The following is a 23,543-nucleotide window of genomic DNA, read 5'->3' as shown; positions in this document are numbered from 1 at the left end:
CCTTTGGCCCTATCTAATATTGGCGCTGTTAATCTTTGGTTCAGACTCATCACCTTACACTGGATTCAATCTAGTAAGGAGGTCATTCATGGATCTAAAAAGTCTTCTTAACCAAGCGCTCAAATCAGACCTAATCAAGCAAGGTACCGATGCGATTGGTAAACAAGCCAGCAATATCAAATCCTCATCAAGCTCTAGCCAACTGAAAACACTTGGTGCCGGCGCGATTGGTGGCGGTCTTATCGGCATGTTAATGGGCTCTAAAAAGAGCAAAAAGATGGCCAAGAAAGTCGGTACAGGCGCACTCAAAGTCGGTGGCGCAGCGGCATTAGGTGCTCTGGCTTACAAAGTCTACAATGATTGGCAAGCGAAGCAGGACACACAGGGCGTCAACGAAAGCTTCGATCCTGATGACAACAAACATGCAAAACTGATCCTTAAAGCCATGATTGGTGCAGCCAAAGCCGATGGCCACGTCGATGAACAAGAAATGGCTCGCATCGAACAAGCACTGACAGAAATGGGTGCAGATGATCATGTAAGACAGTTGGTTCATCAAGAGCTAAACAAGCCGCTCGATCCAGCAGAAATTGCGCGCTTAGCAACGTCGCCACAACAGGCATCAGAAATTTATCTGGCGTCGTTGATTGTGGCCGATGAGCAAAACTTTATGGAGAAAACGTATTTGCAGGAGCTTGCGAAGCAGCTCAACCTTTCTCCAGAGGTCACTTATCAGTTAGAAGCACAATTACAGTGATGAATGTTTGCTCAAGTTACGTGTTAACTTGAGCCAAAACAATTCTCTGCTTTGAGTTTCAAAACGGCTATGTGTATATTTGAGAGCAGTTATCATTTCTTAAGGATTTAGCCATGCAAGTATACGGCTGTTGTGAATTAGTTCGTGAGCTTTACGCTCAAATCGGTAGTGGCGATCAAGGCTACATTCCTCAAGCGATCTCGTGTGCAGTAAAAGCGTTAAACGACATCGCTGCCGACGAATCCCTACCAAAAGAAGCTCGTGAAAAAGCCGCGTTTGCAGCAGCAAACCTGCTGATTTCAGATTTTGAGGATAAGTAATGAATCTGGCAAATTTTGAGTCCATGGATCCAATCATGTTAATGAGCATCGTCAATATGAAGCTGCGTGACGACTTTGCCGGTGATCTGGATAAGTTGGTCGTATTTTTTGATATCGACCGTGCTGCGCTTGAAGCAAAGCTAGCGACGGCAGGTTTCGATTTCTTACCTGATGCAGGTCAGTTCCGTTAATCGTGAGCCGAGACGGATAGCAAAAACACGAATAGAAAAAAGGGCTTGATGCATTCATCAAGCCCTTTTCTTTTATGCTTTGTGTAAGTCGATTAGCCGAACGAAGCCCAGATAACAGTCGCCACGAGAATCGGACAAACAAACTTCACGTATGCAGGCCACAACTTACCAAACCAACCTTGGGTGAACTCAGGACAACCTTGTTCAAGCTCTTTGATTTTCGAGTGACGATTCCATACCCAACCACCAAACAGACAGAACAACAGTGCTGCCATCGGTTGTAAATATTGCGTCGCGATAGTCGCAACCATGCCAAATAGTGCGCCGAAGTTAAATACGATAACCACACTGAACAGCGCAATCAGGCCACCCAATACCCAGCTTGTCGTGCTGCGTTTAGTGTTGAATCGCTCACCAACCAGAGCAACCGGACATTCAAGCATCGAGATAGATGACGTCAGTGCTGCAATCGTCAGCAGTAAGAAGAACACGATTGAGAACAATTGGCCAAGCAAACCTAAGCTATCAAACATCAGTGGCAGCACTGTAAATACCAATGTATCTGAACTTAATAGTGAACCATCTTCTGCATAGATTTGAACACCTTTTTGCATCGCAACGAACATTGCTGGCATCACCACTAGTCCAGCAATAAAGGCAACTGCGGTATCGACCATAGTCACGTTCATCGCCATCTTCGGCAGGTTCTCTTTCTTACTTAGGTAAGAGCCATAGATAAGCATCGAACAGCCACCGATGGTCAGTGAGAAGAAGCCTTGGCCCATTGCGGCAAGGATAAGTTTGCGATCCCATACTTTCTCGAAATCAGGCACTAGGTAGTGCTTCAAACCTTCCATCGCACCGTTTTGCGTCATGATGTAGATGAACAGCAAACCGAACAGAACAAACAGTGCTGGCATTAAACGTGTTGACCACTTCTCAATGCCCTGCTTCACGCCGCCTTGTACGATCAAAATGGTTAATACATAAAATGCAATCGTACCGAACAAGTTGCGTTCAACGCTGAAGCCTTTCAACCATTGTGTCGCCGCTTCCATGCCCATGATGTCGGTCACTGCACCCAACATAAAGCAGATCAACCAGCCGCCTACAATCGAGTAAAACGCCAAAACCGCACTTGGCACACTCAGGCCAATCCAACCAACTAAGCCGCCAAGCTTCTTGCCCACAGGGTTGTCTGTTAGAGAACGCATACTGTCTACTGGGTTTGCTTGACCATGACGACCGATCGCCATTTCAACCACCAGCATTGGGAATGCAACGATAAGAATCATCACCAAGTACACCAACAAGAAGGCACCACCGCCGTTACTTGCTGCTTGGGTAGGAAAGCCCCAAATGTTACCTAGACCCACTGCAGCACCTGCTGCCGCTAAGATGAATCCAAGGCGTGAGCCAAAATGCTCACGAGGCTGAGAAGAAGTTTGTTGTGTCATACCACTCACACAAAATATCAATGAACTAGCTAACTAGTACAGTATAGCAATATCTTCTACTCAACAAGAGTCATTAGGTTAATTACTCGACAATCAGATCAATTAGCAGACATTCAGTTTGTAAATTTCCACGTACATCTCATATTCGCCAAGTATCGTTTTTTGCCTTTTTGATGAATTTATAAATCAGCGTGAAGTGAGCCGAAAAATAATGAGCCGAGTTGTAAAGTACGAATAGTTCAACGTGATTTCGTGTTGAAAAGTGAAACATAACGCTTCGAATTTCTCTCCTGATGTCTATTTATCAACTAGTTATCTAATTAGTTCAACAGAACATCTTGTAACTCAAGGAGAGAAAAATGAAGGTCACGCTACTGCATGGTGCGGTCATCGCGGCACTCAGTGTCAGCTACCAAGCTCAAGCTTATAACTGCCAAAATTTATCAGCATGGGATGGTACCACCGTTTATAACTCTGGCGATCAAGTACGGACCCAAGGCGCAGCTTATGAAGCGGCCTATTGGACCCAAGGCAATAATCCGGTAAACAACTCGGGACCATGGGAGGCTTGGAAAGGCCTTGGGCAATGTGATGGTGGCGGTACAAACCTACCTCCAACAGTCTCATTCTCTTCTCCAACCGATAACGCACAGATACCAGAAGGCAGCGTAATAACGCTATTAGCCAATGCTGCTGATGAAGATGGGCAAGTGGCTCAAGTAGAGTTCCTTGCTGGGAATCAAACTGTTGCAATGGTAAGCCAAGCCCCTTTCCAAGCTAACTGGACAGCAGTAGAGGGTGTCTCTCAGTTAACGGCAATCGCCACCGACAACGAAGGTGCGGTAACCACAACCAATGTTTCTATCTTCGTTCAACCACAAACCGAATTGCCACCTCCAACCGTTTCTCTAACGAGCCCAACAGGTACAGAAACACCAAATGTAGGTGACACTATTTCGGTAACGGCCGATGCAGCAGACAGCGATGGTTTAGTCACCCAAGTTGAGTTCTTCGTAAACAACCAATCCGTGGCTGTCGATACTGCGGCTCCATATGAATATGTCTGGACGGCGGCAGTCGGTACTCATACCTTCAAAGCGCAAGCAACCGATGATTCGAACCTGTCAACCATGAGCCAAGAAGTCTCGCTCGTCGTCAGCGACTCTAGTTCTGGCGGTTGTGCAGACGCCTTGCCTTATGTGGCAGGTAACCGCTATGAAGCAGGTGCACTCGTCTCTAATCTCAACCAGAAATATCGTTGTGATGTTGCAGGCTGGTGTTCTTCTGATGCAGCCTGGGCTTATGAGCCAGGTGAAGGTTTGTACTGGCAGGATGCCTGGACTGGGCTAGGTGCCTGTTCGACACCGCCTCAAGTCGCTATCACCGCACCAAGCGAAGGCCAAGTATTACTCGCAGGCGACAATGTTGAAGTCTCGGCGGATGCCAGCGATGCAGACGGTAACGTGACTCAAGTGGAGTTCTTCGCCAATGGCACCAGTTTAGGTGTGGTTGCTCAAGCACCATACTCAGTCTTGTGGAGTGCAACGCTGATTGGTACCAATCAACTAAAAGCCGTTGCCACAGACAACGATAACAACACGTCCGAGTCTGTCGTTAACGTGACTGTGAGTGACCAAGATTTGGTGATTTCATTGACGTCACCGAGTGCTGGTCAAACCGTCGGTTTAGGTAAAAATCTCGTTCTAAGCGCGGATGCAACCTCACTAACCTCTGGCGTGAAACACGTCGACTTTACAGTGAACGGTGCCATTGTCGCAACCGACACGACGGCACCTTACTCGGCGAACTGGACACCTGCCGCGATTGGTAGCTTTACGGTAAGCGCTCAAGCCACCGATCTTGCAGGTACAATAGCGCTTTCTGATGCGGCATCGATTACGGTTGTTGAACAAACTGAGAAACGTCATAAGTTGATTGGCTACTGGCACAACTTCGTGAACGGTGCAGGCTGTCCTATCCGCCTCGCTGACATGTCTGATGCATGGGATGTGATTGATGTTGCCTTTGCAGAAAACGACCGTAACAGCGATGGTACCGTGCACTTCAACCTGTATTCTGGTGACATCCACAGTGATTGTCCTGCGCTAGACCCAACTCAATTCAAGCAAGACATGGCCGCACTGCAAGCTAAAGGTAAGAAGTTCGTTCTGTCTCTTGGTGGCGCAGAAGGCACAATCACACTCAACACTGACCAAGATGAAGCAAACTTCGTTTCAAGTCTGACCGGATTGATTGCTGAGTGGGGTTTTGATGGCTTGGATGTAGATTTAGAAAGTGGCTCTAACCTGCTGCATGGTTCGCAAATCCAAGCTCGTTTGGGTGGTGCGTTGTTGCAAATCGAGCAGAACATGGGCGGCGATATGTACCTAACTATGGCACCTGAGCACCCTTACGTACAAGGTGGCTACATTGCTTATAGCGGTATTTGGGGCGCGTACATTCCTGTGATTAACGAGACACGCAGTACACTCGACCTTCTACACGTTCAGCTATACAACAACGGTGGCCTGCCAAACCCTTACTTACCAGGATCGGCACCAGAAGGCTCAGTGGATATGATGGTGGCGCAATCTAAGATGTTGATTGAAGGCTTTGAATTAGCAGACGGCACCATGTTTGAGCCACTGCGTGATGACCAAGTCGCGATTGGCTTGCCGTCAGGTCCAAGTTCAGCTAACTCAGGTCAGGCGCCAACACAGAACATCCTAGACGCATTAGATTGCTTAACCAAAGGCACTTCATGTGGCACAGTGAAACCAGCATTCAACTACCCGAACTACGCTGGTGTGATGACATGGTCAATCAATTGGGATGAACACGATGGCTTTAACTTCTCGAAACCAGTTGGCGATAAGTTAACTCAGATGAATGCGGAATAACTCGTATAGATACTGAATAGTACCCATGTAAAAAGAGCGCCGATAACAGGCGCTCTTTGTTATTTGTGTTTCGCGAATTAAATCGTGAAGACTTGGTAATCTTTTAACGCTGGGATCTTCTTCAGCAGATCTTGCTCTTCACCTGCCATATCATCCAGTGATTCACACAAATCTTCCGCTTGTTTTTCGACGTCTTTCGAATGCTCAGCTAAGCGTTCTTGTACCTTGGCTTGCAGTTCCGTCATGCTTTCAGACAGCGCAGTCAAGTTCAAACCACCGTCTTCTTTCATCTTGGCAGACAAAGCGTCAAATGCGCTGGTTAGGAATTCTTTGTTAAAGATTTCTTGTGCCTTTTCGAAGTCTTGTGACCATGATTCTGTCATCGAGTCAAAACTGTCAGCAGGCAGAATAAAATCACCGTCTTTGTAGTAACGGGCTTCTACATCGGCAAAGAAATCCTTTACCGCAACCTTAACGTTATCAAACGAATCAGGCGCATCAAGGCTTACTGCGATATCATCGATGATGTCATTTGCTAGGGCTAAGCCATCACTCGCGAGCTGTTTCGCTTGCGGAATATAAGCATTCATCTTCTCGCGGTAACTTTCAATTGCCGCTTTTTGATCATCGTCTAGCTCGATCATTTCACCTTTGATGAACAGGTTATTGTCTTCATCGACGACCGCTTTTTCACCATTGGCATGTACGATTTCTAAGTTCTGACCATCCATACGAACTTCGTTGTTAATATCAACGCGACACTGAGCTGCGTAGCCACTGGCACTGATAGTCAACAAGGAGAGCGTGAGCAGTTTCTTCATTACTTTCTCTTTTTCATGATTATTCTGTTTAACTATAACAGCCACCTATGGGTGGGATGTCAGCAAATCGTCACGACTTCATAACAAGTTGTTTTATCGCCAATTTTCATCTCTATGTCCTCCCCTTCTTCTTTACCCATCAAAGCACGACCAAGGGGGGATTTCGGCGTAAGAACAAACACCTCTTTGCCTTGCCATTCGACAGTCAATCCGCCAGAGCAAGGCCCTATAAAGAAAGCTTTTTCGATATCATTTTCGTCCACTAATTCAATATAAGCACCAACCGCGATACGAGCATCGACAAAATCACGCAACACAAGAGTGCGGTACTGGCGAAGCTCTTCTTCACTTTCTTGCACGCGCATGGCCTGTCCATGCGCAAGATAAGATGCCTCAAGTGCTAGTGTATCGTATTTATGCTCAGGGACAGTTTCTTCATCTGTCGCGGCGTCAATTGCTCGTTGTGTAGAAGCGTGAGCAACTTGCAGCTTCTCTTCTAAGTGTTGAATGATAATTTGGACTAAGTCAGCTTTGTTCATACTTTTAGGGCGCGCATTAAGCATTTAGAATGTGGTAATTTAAAGAATCGTTTTCTGCGACAGTTTACCATCAAATAGAGGTTTCCCTATTATGCAAAGTGACCCACTTCAGCAAACACTTCAGTCTGTGTTTGGTTTTGATTCTTTACGATCAGGACAGCAACCCGTCATTGAAGCTGTGATGAGTGGTCATTCCGCTGCCGCAATATTTCCGACTGGCTCAGGTAAATCACTTTGTTACCAACTGCCCGCGACTTTGCTACCCAATCTAACGTTAGTGATCTCGCCGCTTTTGGCTTTAATGAAAGACCAATTAAGCTTTTTACAAAGTCGAGGGATTCCTGCAGCATCAGTGGACAGCAGCCAAAGTCGCGAAGAAACTCAACAAGTAATGGCGGGCGTAAAAAGTGGCAAGATTAAAATCTTGATGATCTCGGTTGAACGCTTGAAGAACGAGCGCTTTCGAGAGTTTATTCGTCAAATTCCTATCTCTTTAATGGTGGTCGATGAAGCGCACTGTATCTCTGAATGGGGCCACAACTTCCGCCCTGATTACCTCAAACTTCCGCAATATCAGCAAGACCTCAACATCAAACAATCTCTATTGTTAACCGCCACTGCAACCCCTGCGGTTATTGAAGATATGCAGAAGAAGTTCAATATCGCGAGTGAACACATTACAGTGACTGGCTTTTATCGCCCTAACCTTGATATCTCCGTTATTCCTTGTGAAGAAGCGAATAAGCCCACTCAACTTGGCGATCTTATTACGGCTGCACCAAAACTTCCGACCATCGTCTACGTGACACAGCAGCAAACCGCCGAGCAAGTGGCAAAGTCTTTGATCCATTTAGGCGTCAATGCACATGCTTACCACGCTGGCATGAAAAGCGAAATCCGCGAACAGATTCAACATCAATTTATGGCGTCACAAATTGACTGCATTGTCGCGACCATCGCGTTTGGTATGGGAGTCGATAAATCCGACATTCGCCGAGTAATTCACTTTGACTTACCTAAGTCAATCGAGAACTACGCGCAAGAAATTGGACGTGCAGGGCGTGATGGCGAGCGTTCAGAATGCATTTTACTTGGGAATACTTCGGGCTTAACCGTCCTAGAAAACTTTGTGTTTGGTGATACCCCAGAACCGAGCTCAATTCATTATGTGTTGGAGCAAATTCGCGAGCATGCTCCTCAATGGGAAGTAATGGCTTTGCGTTTATCTCGAGACAGTAACATTCGTCAATTGCCATTAAAGACACTGCTAGTTTATTTGGAACTCGCCCAAGTTATTACCGCAAAATACAGTTATTTTGCTGAATATCGCTTCAAGTTTTTGCAAGATCAGCAATTCATTCTCAACCAATTTCACGGTGAACGTCGCCAGTTTATTGAGGCTATTTTTACCTGTTCGACAAGGGCCAAAGTTTGGTGTCAGGTTGATTTGGAAGCGCTGTGGATGCATTACCAATCGGAGAGAAGTCGAGTGGTTGCGGCTTTGGATTACTTCCATCAAAACGGCTGGATTGAGCTGGAAAGCAAACAACTAACAGATGTGTATTCTGTCCTTCCAGAAACTCAAAGCCAAGACGGACTCGCTCAGCATTTGGTTGAATTATTTCAATCCAAAGAACGCAAGGATATTGAACGTATCCATACCATGCTGAATTTATTCCAATCTGACGATTGCTTGAGTCATCAACTGGCCCATTACTTCGCTGATCACAATGCACCGACGCAATGTGGTCACTGCTCAGTATGTCGCGGGCACGTCGCTACGTTTCCAAGCTCTCAAAATGAAATACCTGAACTCACCCACCTATCAGCATGGATTAACGAATTCATCCAACTATCACCTACCGCCGTCAGTAATGCAGCGGTTTCTCGCTTTTTATGTGGCATTAGTACGCCACTTATCACTCAGTTAAAAGCGAGCAAATTGCAAGGTTATGGAGCAATGGCGAATGTCTCTTTCGAGCAAGTATTGAAACAAGTGGAAATCGCTCGATCCTAGAAAAAGCTCAATTGACGAGCTTGTGCTTCGGGCTTGAGCATCACACTCAAGCCCAGCAAACGAATTTCTCGACCATTTTGGCGTTTAAGAATATCACGCAGCAGCACCTTGAAATCCTCTAGTTCCAACTGGGGATGAATGTGCTCAATCGTCGTAAGTTGAAAGTCAGCAAACTTGAGCTTGATGCCTTGCTTGATGATCGATTTATCTGGATTGGCTTTCTCTAGCCGTTTTTCTAATTCTGGGTAGAGTTTTTCTTCTATTACTTTCCAGCATTCATCGTAAGTCGAGATGTTCTCGCTAAACGTACGCTCAACACCAACTGATTTACGTTCACGCTCTACCACTACTTCACGATCGTCAATACCGTGACTGCGTTTCCATAGCGAAGCACCTTGACGCCCGAACTGACGCAGCAGTTCACGATAGTCACTGTTTTTAATATCTTCACATAAGTAGAACCCAGCTTGATGAAGTTTCTCCAAACTGACTTTGCCTACTCCAGGAATTTTTTCGAGTGGAAGTTTGTCCACCACCTCCTGAACTTTATCCGGCGGGATCACAAACTGACCGTTTGGCTTATTCATGTCAGAGGCTACTTTGGCAAGAAACTTAATCGGTGCGATGCCCGCTGATGCGGTCAATCCCAGTTCAACATGTATATCGTGGCGAATCGATTCGGCAATTAAAGTTGCAGAGCCTCGACATGCTGATGAGTCCGTGACATCGAGATAAGCTTCGTCTAAAGAGAGAGGCTCGATGATTTGCGTGTAACGCTCAAAGATGGCACGAATCTGCTGAGAAACTTGTTTATACACGTGCATGCGCCCCGGAACCACAAGCAGGTTCGGACATAGTTGTAATGCTCTTGCGGTTGGCATTGCACTGCGTACACCAAACTTACGTGCTTCGTAATTGCACGTGCTGATAACGCCCCTCTGCTTTTCATGCCCACCAACCGCAAGGGCGACTCCCCGATAATTTGGGTTATCGCGCATCTCAACGGCAGCATAGAAACAATCCATATCAACGTGAATTATTTTTCTTATTCTTTCAAGCACGATCTACACACAAAACAAATACTGTTTAAAAAAACAGTATAGCCATAAATAGCCGCTTTGAAAATAGTGTTATCTGGAGTCAATAATCTGAATTATTGATAGCACTGTATTCACATTTCGTTATTATTGATGCAAGTAACACTAAAAGTAGGGACACTTCTTTGAGTAAGAAAATACTGGTTGTCGAAGACAGTCGCGCCTTCAGAAATTATTTGCATCAAATCTTAAGCCAAGCTGGTTATGAAGTGCTTGCCGTAGAGAGTTTTGAAGAAGCTAAATCCTTTTTGATGAATGAACATGACTTATTATGTGCCGTTCTCGACTATTGTTTGCCGGACGCACAGGATGGAGAGATCATCGACCTCCTCCTTGCTTGTAAACATAAGGTCATTGTGCTGACAGCCATGTTTCAGGAAGATATTCGAGAGCAAATGTTGGCAAAAGGTGTATTGGACTACATCCTGAAAGACAGCATGGCATCTGTCTCTTATCTTCTGCCATTGCTTAAGCGCTTGACCAATAACCAGCACCACAAATGTTTAGTTGTTGATGATTCGATGACCGTTCGTCACCATGTTGTTCAGCTATTAGAACATCAATATATTCAAACGCTTCAAGCCGAAAATGGACAAAAAGCCATTGAGCTCATCGAGCAAAATCCCGACATCACCTTGGTTTTGACAGATCATGACATGCCGGTAAAAGACGGCATCACTATGATCCGAGAACTGCGCCAAAAGCTGGATAAAAACCAACTGGCTATCCTAGGCATCTCTGGCAGTGATGACCACACCATGACCGCACGCTTTCTGAAGGCTGGCGCTAACGACTTTTTATATAAACCCTTCAACCAAGAGGAATTTTTCTGTCGTGTCCATCAAATCTTAGACATGAAAGAAGCGACTACCGAATTGTTCCGGATGGCCAACCAAGATTCATTAACTGGCTTATGGAATCGTCGATTTTTATTTGGTCAAGCTTGTTGCGGATGTGAACAGCGCAACATCGCGATGCTAGATATCGATTTCTTCAAAAAGGTGAATGATAATTACGGGCATGACGGCGGGGATGCAGCCTTGGTGATGGTAGCGAATATCCTGAAGATCTATTTCCCAGAAGACGTGATTGCACGCTTTGGTGGTGAAGAGTTCTGTATACAATCTTGTGGCAGTTATGATGAATTCGTCAATCGACTGGAACAAATGCGTCAACGTGTAGAGAAAACACCCGTACCTTATCAGGACGAGAGTATTCAAGTAACGATTAGCGTTGGAGTATCAAACATCGACGGCAACCTTGACCAACAGATTAAGGTAGCGGACGACCGGCTGTATCAAGCAAAAGGGAATGGCCGAAATCAGACCATTTACCAGTAACGAACATTCACGGCTCAGAAAAAATAAAACCCAGCGCGAAGCTGGGTTTTTCTGTTTAGGATTCACATATTAAGCAATGCGATCTTTTTCCCATGCAGCAAGTTTTTCAGCACGTAGTGCTTCACGAGCTTCACGTTTTTTACGTGCATCACATGGTTCAGGACAGTTACATACCTTCTCGATGCCTACCGCACCAAGACCACCACAACTGCCTTTCACTACCTTCTTCTGGAAGATGTAGCCAACTGCCATCGCGGCAATCACCGCAACAAAGACAGCAAAAGTAATTAGAAATGTACTCATTGGGACATGCTCACTAAGTTGTTATTTCTTCATGAACGGCTTGTATGCTTCCGAAGCCAGTTCTTTAAAACCATCGTCCGTTTTCACAATCATGAAAACTGGGATGTTATTTTCATTCGCGATTTCCATGCCTTTGTCTTCACCTAGCACCATAATACCAGTAGCAAGACCATCAGCTGTCATCGACGATTTATCCAGTACCGTTACAGACACTACCTTATGATGAATAGGTTTGCCTGTTTGAGGATTGATGATATGAGAGTATCGCACACCATTGCTCTCAAAGTAATTACGATAGTCACCGCTTGTTGCAATTGCCATATCACCAGGCTCAATAATTTCTTGGATTGAGCGCTCATCAACAGTTGGCTTTTCAATCGCGATGCGCCATGGCACACCTTCGCGGTTAAGGCCTTTCAAGCGCATCTCACCACCAACTTCCACCATATAGTTGTGAATGCCTTGAGAGTGCAAGTAATCGGCTACTACATCCACCCCCCAACCTTTCGCAATAGTCGATAGGTCCACGTATAGGTTCGGGATGTCTTTTGACATCTTGTTACCTTCAACGGAAAGATGATGAATGCCAGTATTCGCTTTGCGTGCCGCCAGTTCTTCATCTGAAGGCACCACATCAGGGCGCGCTTCAGGGCCAAACCCCCAAAGATTAACCAATGGTCCTACAGTTACATCAAGTGCACCTAAAGTAAGACCGTTAAGACGAATCGCTTCTTTCACTACCGTAGCGGTTTGTGGCGAGACTTCAAACGGTTCACTGGTTTGATGCTGATTAAATCGACTCAGCTCTGAATCTTCACGGTATGTCGACATTTGATCGTTCACTTCTTCAAGTAAGCGATCAATCTCTGCCTGCAAGACATCTGGTTTTGGTAAACCATCTTGCTCGATGTATTTGATGTTATAAGTCGTACCCATTGTTGGGCCACTTAGATGAATTTGATCTGCTGGTTGGTCGCAGCCAGCTAAAACCAATAGAGAAGCGAATGCAACAAGCCATTTACTCACTTGTTTACTCCTATTGTTGTTAAATTGATATGGAAAATGGGTTCTCTTGAGATAAACCGATTTCCTATAGCAACTGTTGAATATCATTTTGTATTTTACAAAAAAGAATGGCTAGCTCTTACAGAGCTAGCCATAGATTCAATCACTTAGAGGGATTAACCACCGAAGTCATCTAGTAGGATGTTTTCATCCTCTACACCTAGATCTTTTAGCATGCCGATTACAGCAGCGTTCATCATAGGTGGACCACACATGTAGTATTCACAATCTTCTGGTGCTTCGTGATCACGTAAGTAGTTCTCGTAAAGAACATTGTGAATGAAGCCTGTGTAACCATCCCAGTTATCTTCTGGCATAGGGTCAGACAGAGCACAGTGCCATACGAAGTTATCGTTGTCAGCCGCTAGGCCATCAAAGTCTTCTACGTAGAACATTTCACGCTTAGAACGTGCACCATACCAGAATGACATCTTACGCTTAGAGTGCAGACGTTTTAGCTGGTCGAAGATATGAGAACGCATTGGGGCCATACCTGCACCACCACCAACGAATACCATTTCAGCGTCAGTGTCTTTCGCGAAGAACTCACCGAATGGACCAGAAATCGTACACTTGTCGCCTTCTTTTAGAGACCAGATGAACGATGACATGATACCAGGTGGTACGTCTGGGTTGTTCGGCGGCGGAGTCGCGATACGAACGTTAAGCATGATGATACCGTGTTCTTCTGGGTAGTTAGCCATAGAGTACGCACGGATCGTTTCTTCGTTTACCTTAGACTCGTAGCGGAACAGGTTAAATTTATCCCAATCACCACGGTACTCTTCAGGTACATCGAAGTCAGCGTATTTAACGTGGTGAGCTGGCGCTTCAATCTGGATGTAACCACCAGCACGGAAAGGTACTGATTCGCCATCTGGGATTTGTAGCTTAAGCTCTTTGATGAATGTTGCTTTGTTATCGTTAGAGATAACTGAACATTCCCACTTCTTAACGCCGAAGATTTCTTCAGGAAGCTCGATGTCCATGTCAGTTTTCATTGCAACTTGACACGCTAGACGCTCACCTTCACGTGCTTCACCTTTAGTAATATGGTCAAGCTCGGTAGGTAGGATGTCGCCACCACCTGATTTAACTTTTACGCGACACTGACCACATGAGCCACCGCCACCACAAGCAGAAGATACGAATACGCCAGCACCAGCTAACGCAGATAGTAGCTTACCACCTGGTTGTGTAACGATCGCCAGTGAAGGGTCATCGTTCACAGAAATTGTAATGTCACCTGTTGGTACAAGCTTAGACTTAGCGAAAAGAATCACTAGTACTAGCGCAAGTACGATCAGAGTAAACATCACTACACCAAGAATAATGTCCATTGACTATTCCTTAATTAATGCGGTTTACCCGACTTACAGTTGAACACCAGAGAAAGACATGAAGCCTAACGCCATCAGACCTACAGTGATGAACGTGATACCAAGACCACGTAGACCAGGAGGTACGTCTGAATACTTCATCTTCTCACGGATACCTGCAAGAGCAACGATTGCTAGCATCCAGCCCACACCAGAACCGAAGCCGTAAACAACAGATTCAGCAAAGTTGTAGTCACGTTGTACCATGAAAGATACACCACCGAAGATCGCACAGTTTACTGTGATCAGCGGTAGGAAGATGCCAAGCGCGTTGTACAAAGGTGGGAAGAAACGGTCAAGAACCATCTCTAGAATCTGTACAAGTGCCGCAATTACACCGATAAAGGTGATGAAGTTTAGGAAGCTAAGGTCTACGCCCTCAACTAACGCGTTCTCTTTTAGAACTAGGTTGTAAACTAGGTTGTTCACAGGAACCGCGATAGTAAGTACTACCACTACTGCAACACCCAGACCAAAAGAGGTCTTAACTTTCTTAGATACGGCAAGGAAAGTACACATACCTAGGAAGAAAGACAGTGCCATGTTTTCGATGAAAATCGATTTAACTAGCAGACTGATGTAATGTTCCATGACGTCCTTACTCCTTCGCTTCGATTTGTTCAGGTCTGATAATGCGGATAGCCCAGATCATGAAACCGATTAAGAAGAATGCTGATGGTGCAAGTAGCATCAGGCCGTTTGGCTGGTACCAACCACCGTTGCTCACTAGAGGTAGTACTTCTAGGCCAAATAGTTTGCCTGAGCCAAACAGCTCGCGGAAGAAACCAACAGTGATAAGAACGAAACCGTAACCAAGACCGTTACCGATACCATCAATTAGAGATGGGATTGGCGCAGACTTCATCGCGAATGCTTCAGCACGACCCATTACGATACAGTTCGTAATGATCAGACCTACGAATACAGATAGCTGTTTAGAGATATCGTATAGGTATGCTTTAAGCACTTGGTCTACCACGATTACTAAAGATGCGATGATCGCCATTTGAACGATGATACGCACACTGTTAGGAATGTGGTTACGGATTAAAGAAACAGAGAAGTTCGACAATGCGGTTACGAATGTTACCGCTAGTGTCATTACAAATGCTGTTTCTAGTTTAGTTGTTACTGCAAGAGCAGAACATACACCAAGAACCTGCAACGCGATCGGGTTGTTATCCAACACCGGCGCCATAATGCTCTTTTTAATGTTTTGTGCGCTAGACATTAGTTCAGACCTCCGTCACGAACTTTTGCTAGGAATGGACCAAAGCCCATGTCACCTAACCAGAAGTCGAATGTACCTTGAACACCGTTACCAGTTAGTGTCGCACCAGATAGGCCGTCAACGCCGTGTTCAGAACCTTCTGGAGCACCACCTTTAACAATCTTGATTGCTGGTTTGTGGTTCTCGTCGAATAGTTTCTTGCCAACGAATTGAGCACGCCATGCTGGGTTCTCTACTTCACCACCAAGTCCAGGAGTTTCACCTTGCTCGTAGTAAGTGATACCAGACACAGTGTCACCGTCAGTTTCAACCGCAACGAATGCGTACATCATTGACCAAAGACCTGTACCGTGAACAGGGATGATAACTTTAGATACTTCATCACCGCTTTTCACTAGGTAAACGATACCTGTATTAGCACGACGTAGGATCTTAGCTTTGTCTTCATCAGCTGTTAGCTTGATAGACTCTGCTGGATCTTTCGCTGCTTTACGTTGGTCATAGTTAGCTGCTGTAGAACCGTCTTCTGCAGTCTCGACAAAATCACCTGTTTTGAAGTCAACTAGACGAGGTTCAATGTACTCAGCAAATAGCTCAGGTACTTTTTTACCGTCAGCTTCAATGCCAGCAACTTCTACAATCTTTGATTGCTTATCTAGGACAGCGTTAGCTTTTTGCTTATCACGCAGGCCTACTGCCGCTGTTGATACGATGATTGAACAAACAAGGCTCAACCCGATAACAACACCCAGCGTCTTTTTAATGCTGTCGTTATTACTTGCCATAGCGTGCTAGTCTCCGCTTGATGTTCTTCTCGATAACTACATGGTCGAACAGAGGTGCGAATAGGTTCGCGAATAGAATCGCCAGCATCATACCTTCTGGGTACGCTGGGTTAACTACACGAATCATCACACACATTGCACCGATAAGGATGCCGTACCACCACTTACCACCGTTGGTAAATGAAGCTGATACTGGGTCCGTCGCCATGAAGAACATACCGAATGCAAAACCACCTAGAACTAGGTGCCAATGCCAAGGCATGTTGAACATTGGGTTGGTGTCAGAGCCAATCACGTTGAACAACGTAGACACTGCAATCATACCGATCATTACACCCGCAATGATGCGCCATGAAGCGATTCGCATGTATACGATCATCGCTGCACCGATCATTAGAGCTAGAGTCGATACTTCACCAATTGAACCTGGGATGTTACCGATGAAAGCATCCATCCAAGTGATAGGAGCGCCAGTGATGTTGTTGATCAACGCGCCGCTACCGCCGTGAGCCCATTGGCTAAGAGCAGTTGCACCAGAGAAGCCGTCAGCTGCTGTCCATACTACGTCACCCGAGATTTGAGCTGGGTAAGCGAAGAATAGGAACGCACGGCCTGCAAGTGCAGGGTTAAGGAAGTTACGACCAGTACCACCGAAGATCTCTTTAGCTACAACAACACCAAATGTGATACCTAGTGCCGCTTGCCATAGAGGTAGCGTTGGTGGAACGATAAGTGCGAATAGAATAGAAGTTACAAAGAAACCTTCGTTAACTTCGTGCTTACGCACCATACAGAAAAGCACTTCCCAGAAACCACCAACAATAAATACTGTTGCGTAGATTGGTAGGAAGTAAGTCGCACCTAGTAGCATTTTACTGCCAACACCTGCTTCAGCACCTATGGTGCCGCCAAGCATTTCTGTTAGCCAGTAGTGCCAGTTACCAGAGATAACTGTCGCTAGTTGATCACCAGCGTACATGTGGTTAAGTGCTGCGATAGCTTGGCCACCCGCGTTGTACATACCCCAGAACATTGCTGGGAATACCGCGAACCAAACCATGATCATGATACGTTTTAAGTCAACGCTATCACGGACGTGCGAGCTACGTTTTGTTACTAGACCTGGCGTGTAGAAAAGCGTTGCCGCTGCTTCGTACAGTGCAAACCATTTTTCGTGTTTGCCGCCTGGTTCAAAATGATGCTCGATATCCTCTATGAATTTCTTAAGCATGGATTACCCTTCCTTCACAATGGTATCTAGGCATTCACGAAGTAGCAGACCGTACTCGTATTTACCAGGACATACAAAGGTGCACAATGCTAGATCTTCTTCATCCAGTTCAAGCGCACCCAGTGTTTGAGCACTGTCAGTATCGCCTGCACATAGATCACGAAGCAGCAAAGTAGGTTCCATATCAAGTGGCATTACACGTTCGTAGTTGCCAATTGGAACCATTGCACGATCACTACCGTTAGTCGTTGTTGTCATGTTGAACAACTGACCTTTAAAGATGTGACCAAGGAAAGATTTCGTGATTGAGAATTTGTTTTTACCAGGAACAGCCCAGCCAAACAGTTCTTTCTCACGACCTTCACGCAGGACAGAAACCTGCTGATGGTAACGACCAAGGTAAGCATGTGGACCAGACGCGTGAGTACCTGAAAGTACAGAGCCTGAAATCACACGAACTTCACCTGGCATCAATTCGCTGTCAGTTAGGTCTTCAAGAGAAGCACCTACAACAGTACGAAGAAGACGTGGGTTATTCACTACAGGACCAGCAAGAGATACAACACGATCTGTGTATAGCTCACCAGTAAGGAATAACTTACCGAACGCAATAACGTCTTGGTAGTTGATGCTCCAAGCCACGTTTTGTGCATTTACTGGGTATAGGAAATGCATGTGGGTGCCAGCAAGACCTGCTGGGTGAGGGCCATCGAAGACGTGTTCTTCTACGTTAGACTGAGAAGAGCGTGGCAAACTAGTGCCAGATTTACATACGTAAACCTTGTCTTCTGTCAGGGCTGAAAGAATGTCTAGACCTGCAACGAATGCTTCTTGTTGTTCATTAATGATCAACTCAGGCTGAGCTGCTAGTGGATTAGTATCCATTGCAGTTACAAAGATAGCCTTAGAATTTGAATCGATTGCTGGAACCTTGCTAAACGGACGAGTACGTAAAGCGGTCCAAAGGCCAGAATCAACCAGTTGAGTCTTGATCGCTTCACGATCTAGATTTGCTAGTTGAGCTGCTTCGAACTTATCAAATGTTACCTGCTCTTCGCCTGCCACTTCAATCACTACAGATTGAAGAACACGCTTAGCGCCACGGTTAACTTCGATCACTTTACCGGCTGCTGGTGCTGTGAACTTAACGCCAGGGTTCTTTTTGTCTTCAAAAAGAACTTGCGCTTTTTTCACTTCATCACCAACGCGGACATGCATGGTAGGACGCATGCCAACGTACTCTTCGCCAAGCAAGGCGACTTTTTTGATGGTCTTACCATCATTAATCACCTGGGATGGAGTTCCTGCGATAGGAAGATCCAAGCCCTTCTTTATTGTAATCATACGCACTTGCACTACTTTTATCGGGAAAAAGATTCTTTTGATTGCGTAACTTTTAGACACGACATCAGTGTCCGGTTTCGATGCTGTTTAAAACATCAAAATCGCAACATCCTATTAATTATCTCGTCACAAATATTAGGCGAGATTTATCAGGTGCGGTAGTCTAGCATTTTTTAGGAACTTGATGCCATGACCAATCTTAGGAAAGGAGGGTTTATTTCGGTAGAATCGAGTGTAAAAGGTTAAAGAATAGTCATAACTTTGACCCATCGCACAAATGCCAAATCCCTTGCATCTGCTAAGGAAATAAAACATTCACGCTTTGAAACATGCGTTAATTTTCATTCATTTGTTGAAACACTGTTAACACATTTTTTAACCTTTATTTGTGCCACATTTTAATCCCGTAAAGATGTAAAACAAAAAAAGATGGTCGAAACCATCTTTCTAAATCAGTGTTTTAATCACACTCTAACGACCGCCACCCATACACATCGGACTATCTGGTGCACCGTCTTGCTCTTGTTTCCATTCTTCATTGGTGTAGGTGTGAATCGCCAATGCGTGAATGTGATTATCAAGTTCATCAGCCAGTACAGTGTGTACTTGACGGTGACGCCCAATGAGGCGCTGACCAGCGAATGCATCACTGACCACTATCACTTTAAAGTGACTTTCTGAACCCGGTGGAACGTTGTGCATGTAACTCTCATTGATCACTTTCAAATAATTAGGTTGCAACTCACTATGCAGTTTCTTTTCTATGATTTCTTGGATCATATTTCATCCTCATTGATGCCAATTCGCTAAGTATATACTCTCGATTGGCAAATTAAATAAGCGAACTCATATTCCCCTCTCTTTCAATGTGCCATGATTTAGCAAAAGCCTGTGAAAATCAGTAAATTTGACAGCTTTTTGTATCTTGAGCTCTCATCATTTGCGACAATAATCACTTATTTCCAAATTGACTTACGTTTAGCTATGAAAACCGAACTGAATCTTCACGAGAGAAGCCTATCGCTTCATCGTTTCCCTAAGCGCTCTAACGAGACTCTTCAAGCATGGGATGCGGGGGATGAGTACCTCATCAATCACGTGGAAGAGTTAGCAATACCAGATAACCAAAACATTGTTGTTATTAACGATAGCTTCGGCGCTTTGGCATGTTGGTTTTCGGACAATCACAATGTCACCCTCATGAGTGACTCCTTCATCTCACACAAGGGTGCACAGCAAAACCTCGAAGATAACCAATGTAAGCCAGTCGCCTTTCTCACTACGATGGACGATATCCCTGAGAATACAGACTTGGTCTTGATGCAATTGCCAAAAAGTAATCGCCACCTAGTTTGGTTATTAAGTCAACTACGTAAAACGCTACCTGACTCTTGCCCAATTATTGCCGTCAACAAAGCAAAAGAGATTCACACTTCAACACTTAAATTGTTTGAAAAACACTTAGGTGAGACAAAAACGTCTCTCGCGTGGAAAAAACATCGTTTGGTGTTTTCTAATGCTAATACACTGCCAGTCATAGAAGTCGATCCGATGACCGCTTGGGGAGTAGATGGAGAAAACATTCAACTGAAAAACCTACCAAATGTTTACTCAGGCGAAAGTCTGGACTTAGGTGCACGTTTTATGCTTCAACACCTACCTCAAGATCCAACGTTGAAATACATCATAGACCTCGGCTGTGGCAACGGTGTGCTATCAGTGAAAATGGGCCAATTAAACCCTCAAGCCCGCCTAACGAGTGTGGATGAAAGCTTTATGGCTATCGAGTCAGCTAAACAAAACTTAGTTGATAACCTAGGCGAACCTTACGACATTCAATGCATTGCAAATAACTGTTTGGATGGTTTTAACCCTGATAGTGCTGACATGGTGATGTGTAACCCACCATTCCACCAACAACAAGCAGTAACCGACCATATCGCTTGGCAGATGTTCTGCGACTCTAAACAAATTTTGAACAAAGGTGGCAGATTACTAGTCATAGGTAACCGTCACCTTGGTTACGATGCGAAGCTAAAACGTCTGTTTGGCGATAAAAATGTGAAACTAGTCGCTTCTAACAGTAAGTTCGTGATTTTACAGGCAACAAAAGATCCTGCTAAATTAGGCGCAAAGCAATAAAGCCCTGACTTTAGCAACATGTTTAAAAGGAATAATAAAATGAGAAAACTGGTACTCGCGGCTTCGGTTGCCTTGCTTGCTGCATGTTCAGCGCCACAACAACCACAACTGAACCTACAGGCTGAATCGACACTAAGCACTAACCCGATCGTGCAAGGCAAGACGTACAGCTTAACCAGTAAAGACGTTCGTGCAGCGCAATACGTTGCACTTGTCGATAACGGACGCTCTAACATTCTGCCAATCCATGCCAAGCAAAACCTACGTATTTCGCTAGAAGAGGCGCTAGAGAAACAGTTCTCTTCTCAAGGTTTTCACTCGGATTTAAACAGCGATAATTCTATTCAATTAGAAGTACAAGAAGCGCTAGTCAACGTTAAACATTCTGTGATGGAAAACGAGATGGACGCGAAAGTGATTCTTGAAATCACCGCAGAAACTCCGCAAGGCAAGTTAGTTAAGACCTATACTGGTACAGCTAAACGCTCAGGCACACTTAGCGCTTCAGACTCAGACATTGAACAAACATTGAATGATGTCGTGGCTTTAACTCTGAAGGAAATCGCAAACGATCCTGAGCTTCGTCAATACATGCAGGAGCGATTCTAATGTTACGCAAAGCGATTCTTTCTTTGGCACTATTAAGTTGCAGTGTTTTTGCAGGCCCTAAAGTGGCGTTTGAAACAACACTAGGTAACTTTACTGTTGAGCTTAATGAAGAGAAAGCACCTATTACTGTCGCTAACTTCCTTAAATACGTGGAAGATGGCAGTTACGAAGGTACCATTTTCCACCGTGTTATCCCTGGTTTTATGGCGCAAGGTGGCGGCTTCAACCAAGACATGCAGATGCAAAAAACTTACGCGCCAATCAAGAACGAGGGTAACAACGGTTTGAACAACGACCGAGCAACGATCGCTATGGCTCGTACAAACGCACCTGATTCTGCAACACGTCAGTTCTTTATTAACCTCGTCGACAATGACTTCTTAAACTATGGTGCTCGCCCACCTGGTTATGCGGTATTTGGAGAAGTGACGGAAGGTTTTGACGTCATTCAGAATATGGCGAAGCAGCCAACCAAGTCTATCGGTCGCATGCGCGATGTCCCAGAGACGCAAATCGTCATTACCAAAGCAACTCTACTCAAGTAGCCAAAACCATAAGCCCTTTGAATATTCGAAGGGCTTTCTCTTTTAGTGGCTCTATTTTAACGGATTGATTTATGTCTTCATTACCTTCCATCACTTGGTTGGAAACGGTAAAAAGTTACCTCGATAAACGCCTACTTTGGGTTTTCATGCTGGGTTGTTCCAGTGGTTTCCCTTGGGTCCTTATCGGATCTAATATGTCTGGCTGGCTAAAAGATGCGGGCCTGACGCTCTCTGCTATCGGTTACTTTGGTAGCGTGTTCGCGGTTTACGCGATCAATTTTATGTGGGCTCCTCTGGTAGACCGACTTAAACTGCCCATTTTGCATCGTTTGCTTGGGCAACGTCGAAGCTGGATATTCCTTTGCCAAAGTATCGTGTTAGTAGCGACGCTGTTTATTGCCGGTGTAAACCCTGCCGAGAATCTTGTGTTGGCATCATTACTAGCACTCTGCATTGCGACCGCTTCTGCGACACAAGATATTGCTATTGATGCTTTCCGTATCGATACCTTCCCAAAAACAGAAGAATCTAAACTGCCACAAGCTTCTGCTATGGCGGTGATTGGTTGGTGGACGGGTTACTCACTCCCTGGGTATCTAGCCTTTATCAATGCAGACAGTATCGGTTGGAATGGTGTCTACTACGGAATGGCGTTTATTGTCATTTTACTGATGATTTTTACGCTGTTGGTCGGTGAACCGAAAACCCAACGAGAGCAACTTCAATCTGAAGCTGAGCAACGCCATAAAGAAGTGGTGGGTTCTAAAGTAGTAGCTTGGTTTACCGTAACGGTTGTAGAGCCCTTCTTAGACTTCTTTAACCGAAATGGTGTTCGCGTCGCTATCACGCTATTGCTGTTTGTTTTCTTATTTAAGATTGGTGAAGCTTTCTTAGGTCGAATGTCGATTGCCTTCTACAAAGAAATTGGATTTAGCAATGAACAAATTGGCTATTACTCCAAATTGATTGGTTGGGGCGCAACCATGTTGTTCACCTTTGTCGGCAGTATGTTTAATGTGAAGTTTGGTATCGTACGCGGCTTAATGATAGGTGGTATCGCAATGGCAGCAAGTAACCTGATGTTTGCTTGGATTGCGAAAGTGGGTCCAAACGAGCATCTTTACTTGGCAACGATCATTGTCGACAACTTTACAACGGCATTCTCGACCGTTGCATTTGTGTCCTTCTTGACTATCTTAACCGGACAAGCCTTCTCGGCAACTCAATATGCCTTGCTTGCATCTCTTGGCAACTTTGGTCGCACTACCCTCGCCTCTTTCAGCGGGGAACTGGTGGATTATCTCAATGATTGGACGACTTTCTTCATACTAACCGCATTGATGGTTGTGCCTAGTTTGATCATGCTTTATTCACTCAGACACTACTTTACTGAGCTACTTGAGAAAGCAAGGCAAAGAGATTAAAGAAAAATGCTTGAAAAAAACCACCGAGATTCGGTGGTTTTTTGAT

23 protein-coding genes are annotated in these 23,543 nt (G+C 45.0%); 10 read left to right on the top strand and 13 right to left on the bottom strand.

Annotated features, from left to right (window positions below):
- Window positions 1-88: 88 nt before the first annotated feature.
- From C1S73_RS14860 to C1S73_RS14850, 3 genes are all read left to right on the top strand, one after another.
- A complete protein-coding gene (locus C1S73_RS14860; RefSeq protein ID WP_038864667.1) occupies window positions 89-757 on the top strand; it encodes a tellurite resistance TerB family protein in 669 nt (222 codons plus the stop codon).
- Window positions 758-870: 113 nt separating this feature from the next.
- Window positions 871-1,077 carry a YaeP family protein gene (locus C1S73_RS14855; protein ID WP_038864665.1) on the top strand — a complete coding sequence of 69 codons (207 nt, stop codon included), beginning with the start codon at window positions 871-873 and terminating at the stop codon, window positions 1,075-1,077.
- Window positions 1,077-1,268 (top strand): DUF4250 domain-containing protein, encoded by a 192-nt coding sequence (locus C1S73_RS14850; RefSeq protein WP_038864663.1) that lies wholly within the window; start codon window positions 1,077-1,079, stop codon window positions 1,266-1,268. Before C1S73_RS14855 ends, C1S73_RS14850 begins: the two co-directional genes overlap by 1 nt.
- 92 nt (window positions 1,269-1,360) lie before the next feature.
- Here C1S73_RS14850 and C1S73_RS14845 read toward each other — a convergent pair whose 3' ends face one another.
- Window positions 1,361-2,725 (bottom strand): sodium-dependent transporter, encoded by a 1,365-nt coding sequence (locus C1S73_RS14845; protein ID WP_038864662.1) that lies wholly within the window; start codon window positions 2,723-2,725, stop codon window positions 1,361-1,363.
- A 359-nt stretch (window positions 2,726-3,084) separates the two neighbouring features.
- Between C1S73_RS14845 and C1S73_RS14840 the strand changes: the two genes are divergently transcribed.
- Window positions 3,085-5,625 carry an Ig-like domain-containing protein gene (locus tag C1S73_RS14840; protein WP_038864660.1) on the top strand — a complete coding sequence of 847 codons (2,541 nt, stop codon included), beginning with the start codon at window positions 3,085-3,087 and terminating at the stop codon, window positions 5,623-5,625.
- A gap of 77 nt (window positions 5,626-5,702) precedes the next feature.
- On the opposite strand, the gene C1S73_RS14835 is transcribed toward C1S73_RS14840, so the two are convergent.
- Together C1S73_RS14835 and C1S73_RS14830 are read right to left on the bottom strand one after the other, a co-directional pair.
- Window positions 5,703-6,446: a YggN family protein gene (locus tag C1S73_RS14835; RefSeq protein WP_038864657.1), complete on the bottom strand. Its 744-nt coding sequence runs from the start codon at window positions 6,444-6,446 to the stop codon at window positions 5,703-5,705.
- Between the two features lie 59 nt (window positions 6,447-6,505).
- On the bottom strand, window positions 6,506-6,985 hold the full coding sequence (locus C1S73_RS14830; RefSeq protein ID WP_038864799.1) for a GreA/GreB family elongation factor: 480 nt from the start codon (window positions 6,983-6,985) through the stop codon (window positions 6,506-6,508).
- 91 nt (window positions 6,986-7,076) lie between these two features.
- Here C1S73_RS14830 and C1S73_RS14825 point away from each other — a divergent pair, with 91 nt between their 5' ends.
- Complete coding sequence (locus tag C1S73_RS14825; RefSeq protein ID WP_038864655.1) at window positions 7,077-9,002, top strand: RecQ family ATP-dependent DNA helicase; 1,926 nt, start codon at window positions 7,077-7,079, stop codon at window positions 9,000-9,002.
- Here C1S73_RS14825 and dinB read toward each other — a convergent pair.
- Window positions 8,999-10,027 carry a DNA polymerase IV gene (gene dinB / locus C1S73_RS14820; RefSeq protein WP_042603798.1) on the bottom strand — a complete coding sequence of 343 codons (1,029 nt, stop codon included), beginning with the start codon at window positions 10,025-10,027 and terminating at the stop codon, window positions 8,999-9,001. The two genes, C1S73_RS14825 and dinB, sit on opposite strands and share 4 nt — an antisense overlap.
- A 197-nt stretch (window positions 10,028-10,224) precedes the next feature.
- Between dinB and C1S73_RS14815 the strand changes: the two genes are divergently transcribed.
- Window positions 10,225-11,439 (top strand): diguanylate cyclase, encoded by a 1,215-nt coding sequence (locus tag C1S73_RS14815; protein ID WP_038864651.1) that lies wholly within the window; start codon window positions 10,225-10,227, stop codon window positions 11,437-11,439.
- Between the two features lie 69 nt (window positions 11,440-11,508).
- Here C1S73_RS14815 and nqrM read toward each other — a convergent pair whose 3' ends face one another.
- The 9 genes from nqrM to bolA form a co-directional block, all read right to left on the bottom strand.
- The gene (gene nqrM, locus C1S73_RS14810; protein WP_005427386.1) at window positions 11,509-11,742 is read right to left on the bottom strand and encodes a (Na+)-NQR maturation NqrM; all 234 of its coding nucleotides are present in this window, start codon (window positions 11,740-11,742) and stop codon (window positions 11,509-11,511) included.
- Between the two features lie 21 nt (window positions 11,743-11,763).
- Window positions 11,764-12,768, bottom strand: coding sequence for an FAD:protein FMN transferase (locus C1S73_RS14805; RefSeq protein WP_038864649.1), 1,005 nt, complete (start codon window positions 12,766-12,768; stop codon window positions 11,764-11,766).
- 155 nt (window positions 12,769-12,923) lie between these two features.
- Window positions 12,924-14,147, bottom strand: coding sequence for an NADH:ubiquinone reductase (Na(+)-transporting) subunit F (gene nqrF, locus C1S73_RS14800; RefSeq protein ID WP_038864647.1), 1,224 nt, complete (start codon window positions 14,145-14,147; stop codon window positions 12,924-12,926).
- 33 nt (window positions 14,148-14,180) lie between these two features.
- Window positions 14,181-14,777 (bottom strand): NADH:ubiquinone reductase (Na(+)-transporting) subunit E, encoded by a 597-nt coding sequence (gene nqrE / locus C1S73_RS14795; RefSeq protein ID WP_005436652.1) that lies wholly within the window; start codon window positions 14,775-14,777, stop codon window positions 14,181-14,183.
- 7 nt (window positions 14,778-14,784) lie between these two features.
- Window positions 14,785-15,417: an NADH:ubiquinone reductase (Na(+)-transporting) subunit D gene (locus C1S73_RS14790; protein ID WP_005436651.1), complete on the bottom strand. Its 633-nt coding sequence runs from the start codon at window positions 15,415-15,417 to the stop codon at window positions 14,785-14,787.
- Window positions 15,417-16,202: a Na(+)-translocating NADH-quinone reductase subunit C gene (locus C1S73_RS14785; RefSeq protein ID WP_038864645.1), complete on the bottom strand. Its 786-nt coding sequence runs from the start codon at window positions 16,200-16,202 to the stop codon at window positions 15,417-15,419. The genes C1S73_RS14790 and C1S73_RS14785 overlap by 1 nt, the downstream gene beginning before the upstream one ends.
- The gene (locus C1S73_RS14780; protein ID WP_005436648.1) at window positions 16,192-17,433 is read right to left on the bottom strand and encodes an NADH:ubiquinone reductase (Na(+)-transporting) subunit B; all 1,242 of its coding nucleotides are present in this window, start codon (window positions 17,431-17,433) and stop codon (window positions 16,192-16,194) included. The genes C1S73_RS14785 and C1S73_RS14780 overlap by 11 nt, the downstream gene beginning before the upstream one ends.
- Window positions 17,434-17,436: 3 nt before the next feature.
- The gene (locus C1S73_RS14775) at window positions 17,437-18,777 is read right to left on the bottom strand and encodes a Na(+)-translocating NADH-quinone reductase subunit A (protein ID WP_038864644.1); all 1,341 of its coding nucleotides are present in this window, start codon (window positions 18,775-18,777) and stop codon (window positions 17,437-17,439) included.
- 471 nt (window positions 18,778-19,248) lie between these two features.
- Window positions 19,249-19,557 carry a transcriptional regulator BolA gene (gene bolA / locus C1S73_RS14770; protein WP_005427328.1) on the bottom strand — a complete coding sequence of 103 codons (309 nt, stop codon included), beginning with the start codon at window positions 19,555-19,557 and terminating at the stop codon, window positions 19,249-19,251.
- Between the two features lie 204 nt (window positions 19,558-19,761).
- Here bolA and C1S73_RS14765 point away from each other — a divergent pair, with 204 nt between their 5' ends.
- From C1S73_RS14765 to C1S73_RS14750, 4 genes are all read left to right on the top strand, one after another.
- Window positions 19,762-20,919, top strand: coding sequence for a methyltransferase (locus tag C1S73_RS14765; RefSeq protein WP_038864797.1), 1,158 nt, complete (start codon window positions 19,762-19,764; stop codon window positions 20,917-20,919).
- Window positions 20,920-20,958: 39 nt separating this feature from the next.
- Window positions 20,959-21,528: a YajG family lipoprotein gene (locus tag C1S73_RS14760; RefSeq protein ID WP_038864641.1), complete on the top strand. Its 570-nt coding sequence runs from the start codon at window positions 20,959-20,961 to the stop codon at window positions 21,526-21,528.
- A complete protein-coding gene (locus tag C1S73_RS14755) occupies window positions 21,528-22,073 on the top strand; it encodes a peptidylprolyl isomerase (protein ID WP_038864639.1) in 546 nt (181 codons plus the stop codon). The genes C1S73_RS14760 and C1S73_RS14755 overlap by 1 nt, the downstream gene beginning before the upstream one ends.
- 71 nt (window positions 22,074-22,144) lie before the next feature.
- On the top strand, window positions 22,145-23,497 hold the full coding sequence (locus C1S73_RS14750; protein WP_038864637.1) for an AmpG family muropeptide MFS transporter: 1,353 nt from the start codon (window positions 22,145-22,147) through the stop codon (window positions 23,495-23,497).
- The last annotated feature ends 46 nt before the right edge of the window (window positions 23,498-23,543 follow it).

Source organism: Vibrio jasicida 090810c (genome assembly GCF_002887615.1).
GTDB classification, from domain to species: Bacteria; Pseudomonadota; Gammaproteobacteria; order Enterobacterales; family Vibrionaceae; genus Vibrio; species Vibrio jasicida.
This window is presented reverse-complemented; position numbering and strand designations above follow the sequence as displayed.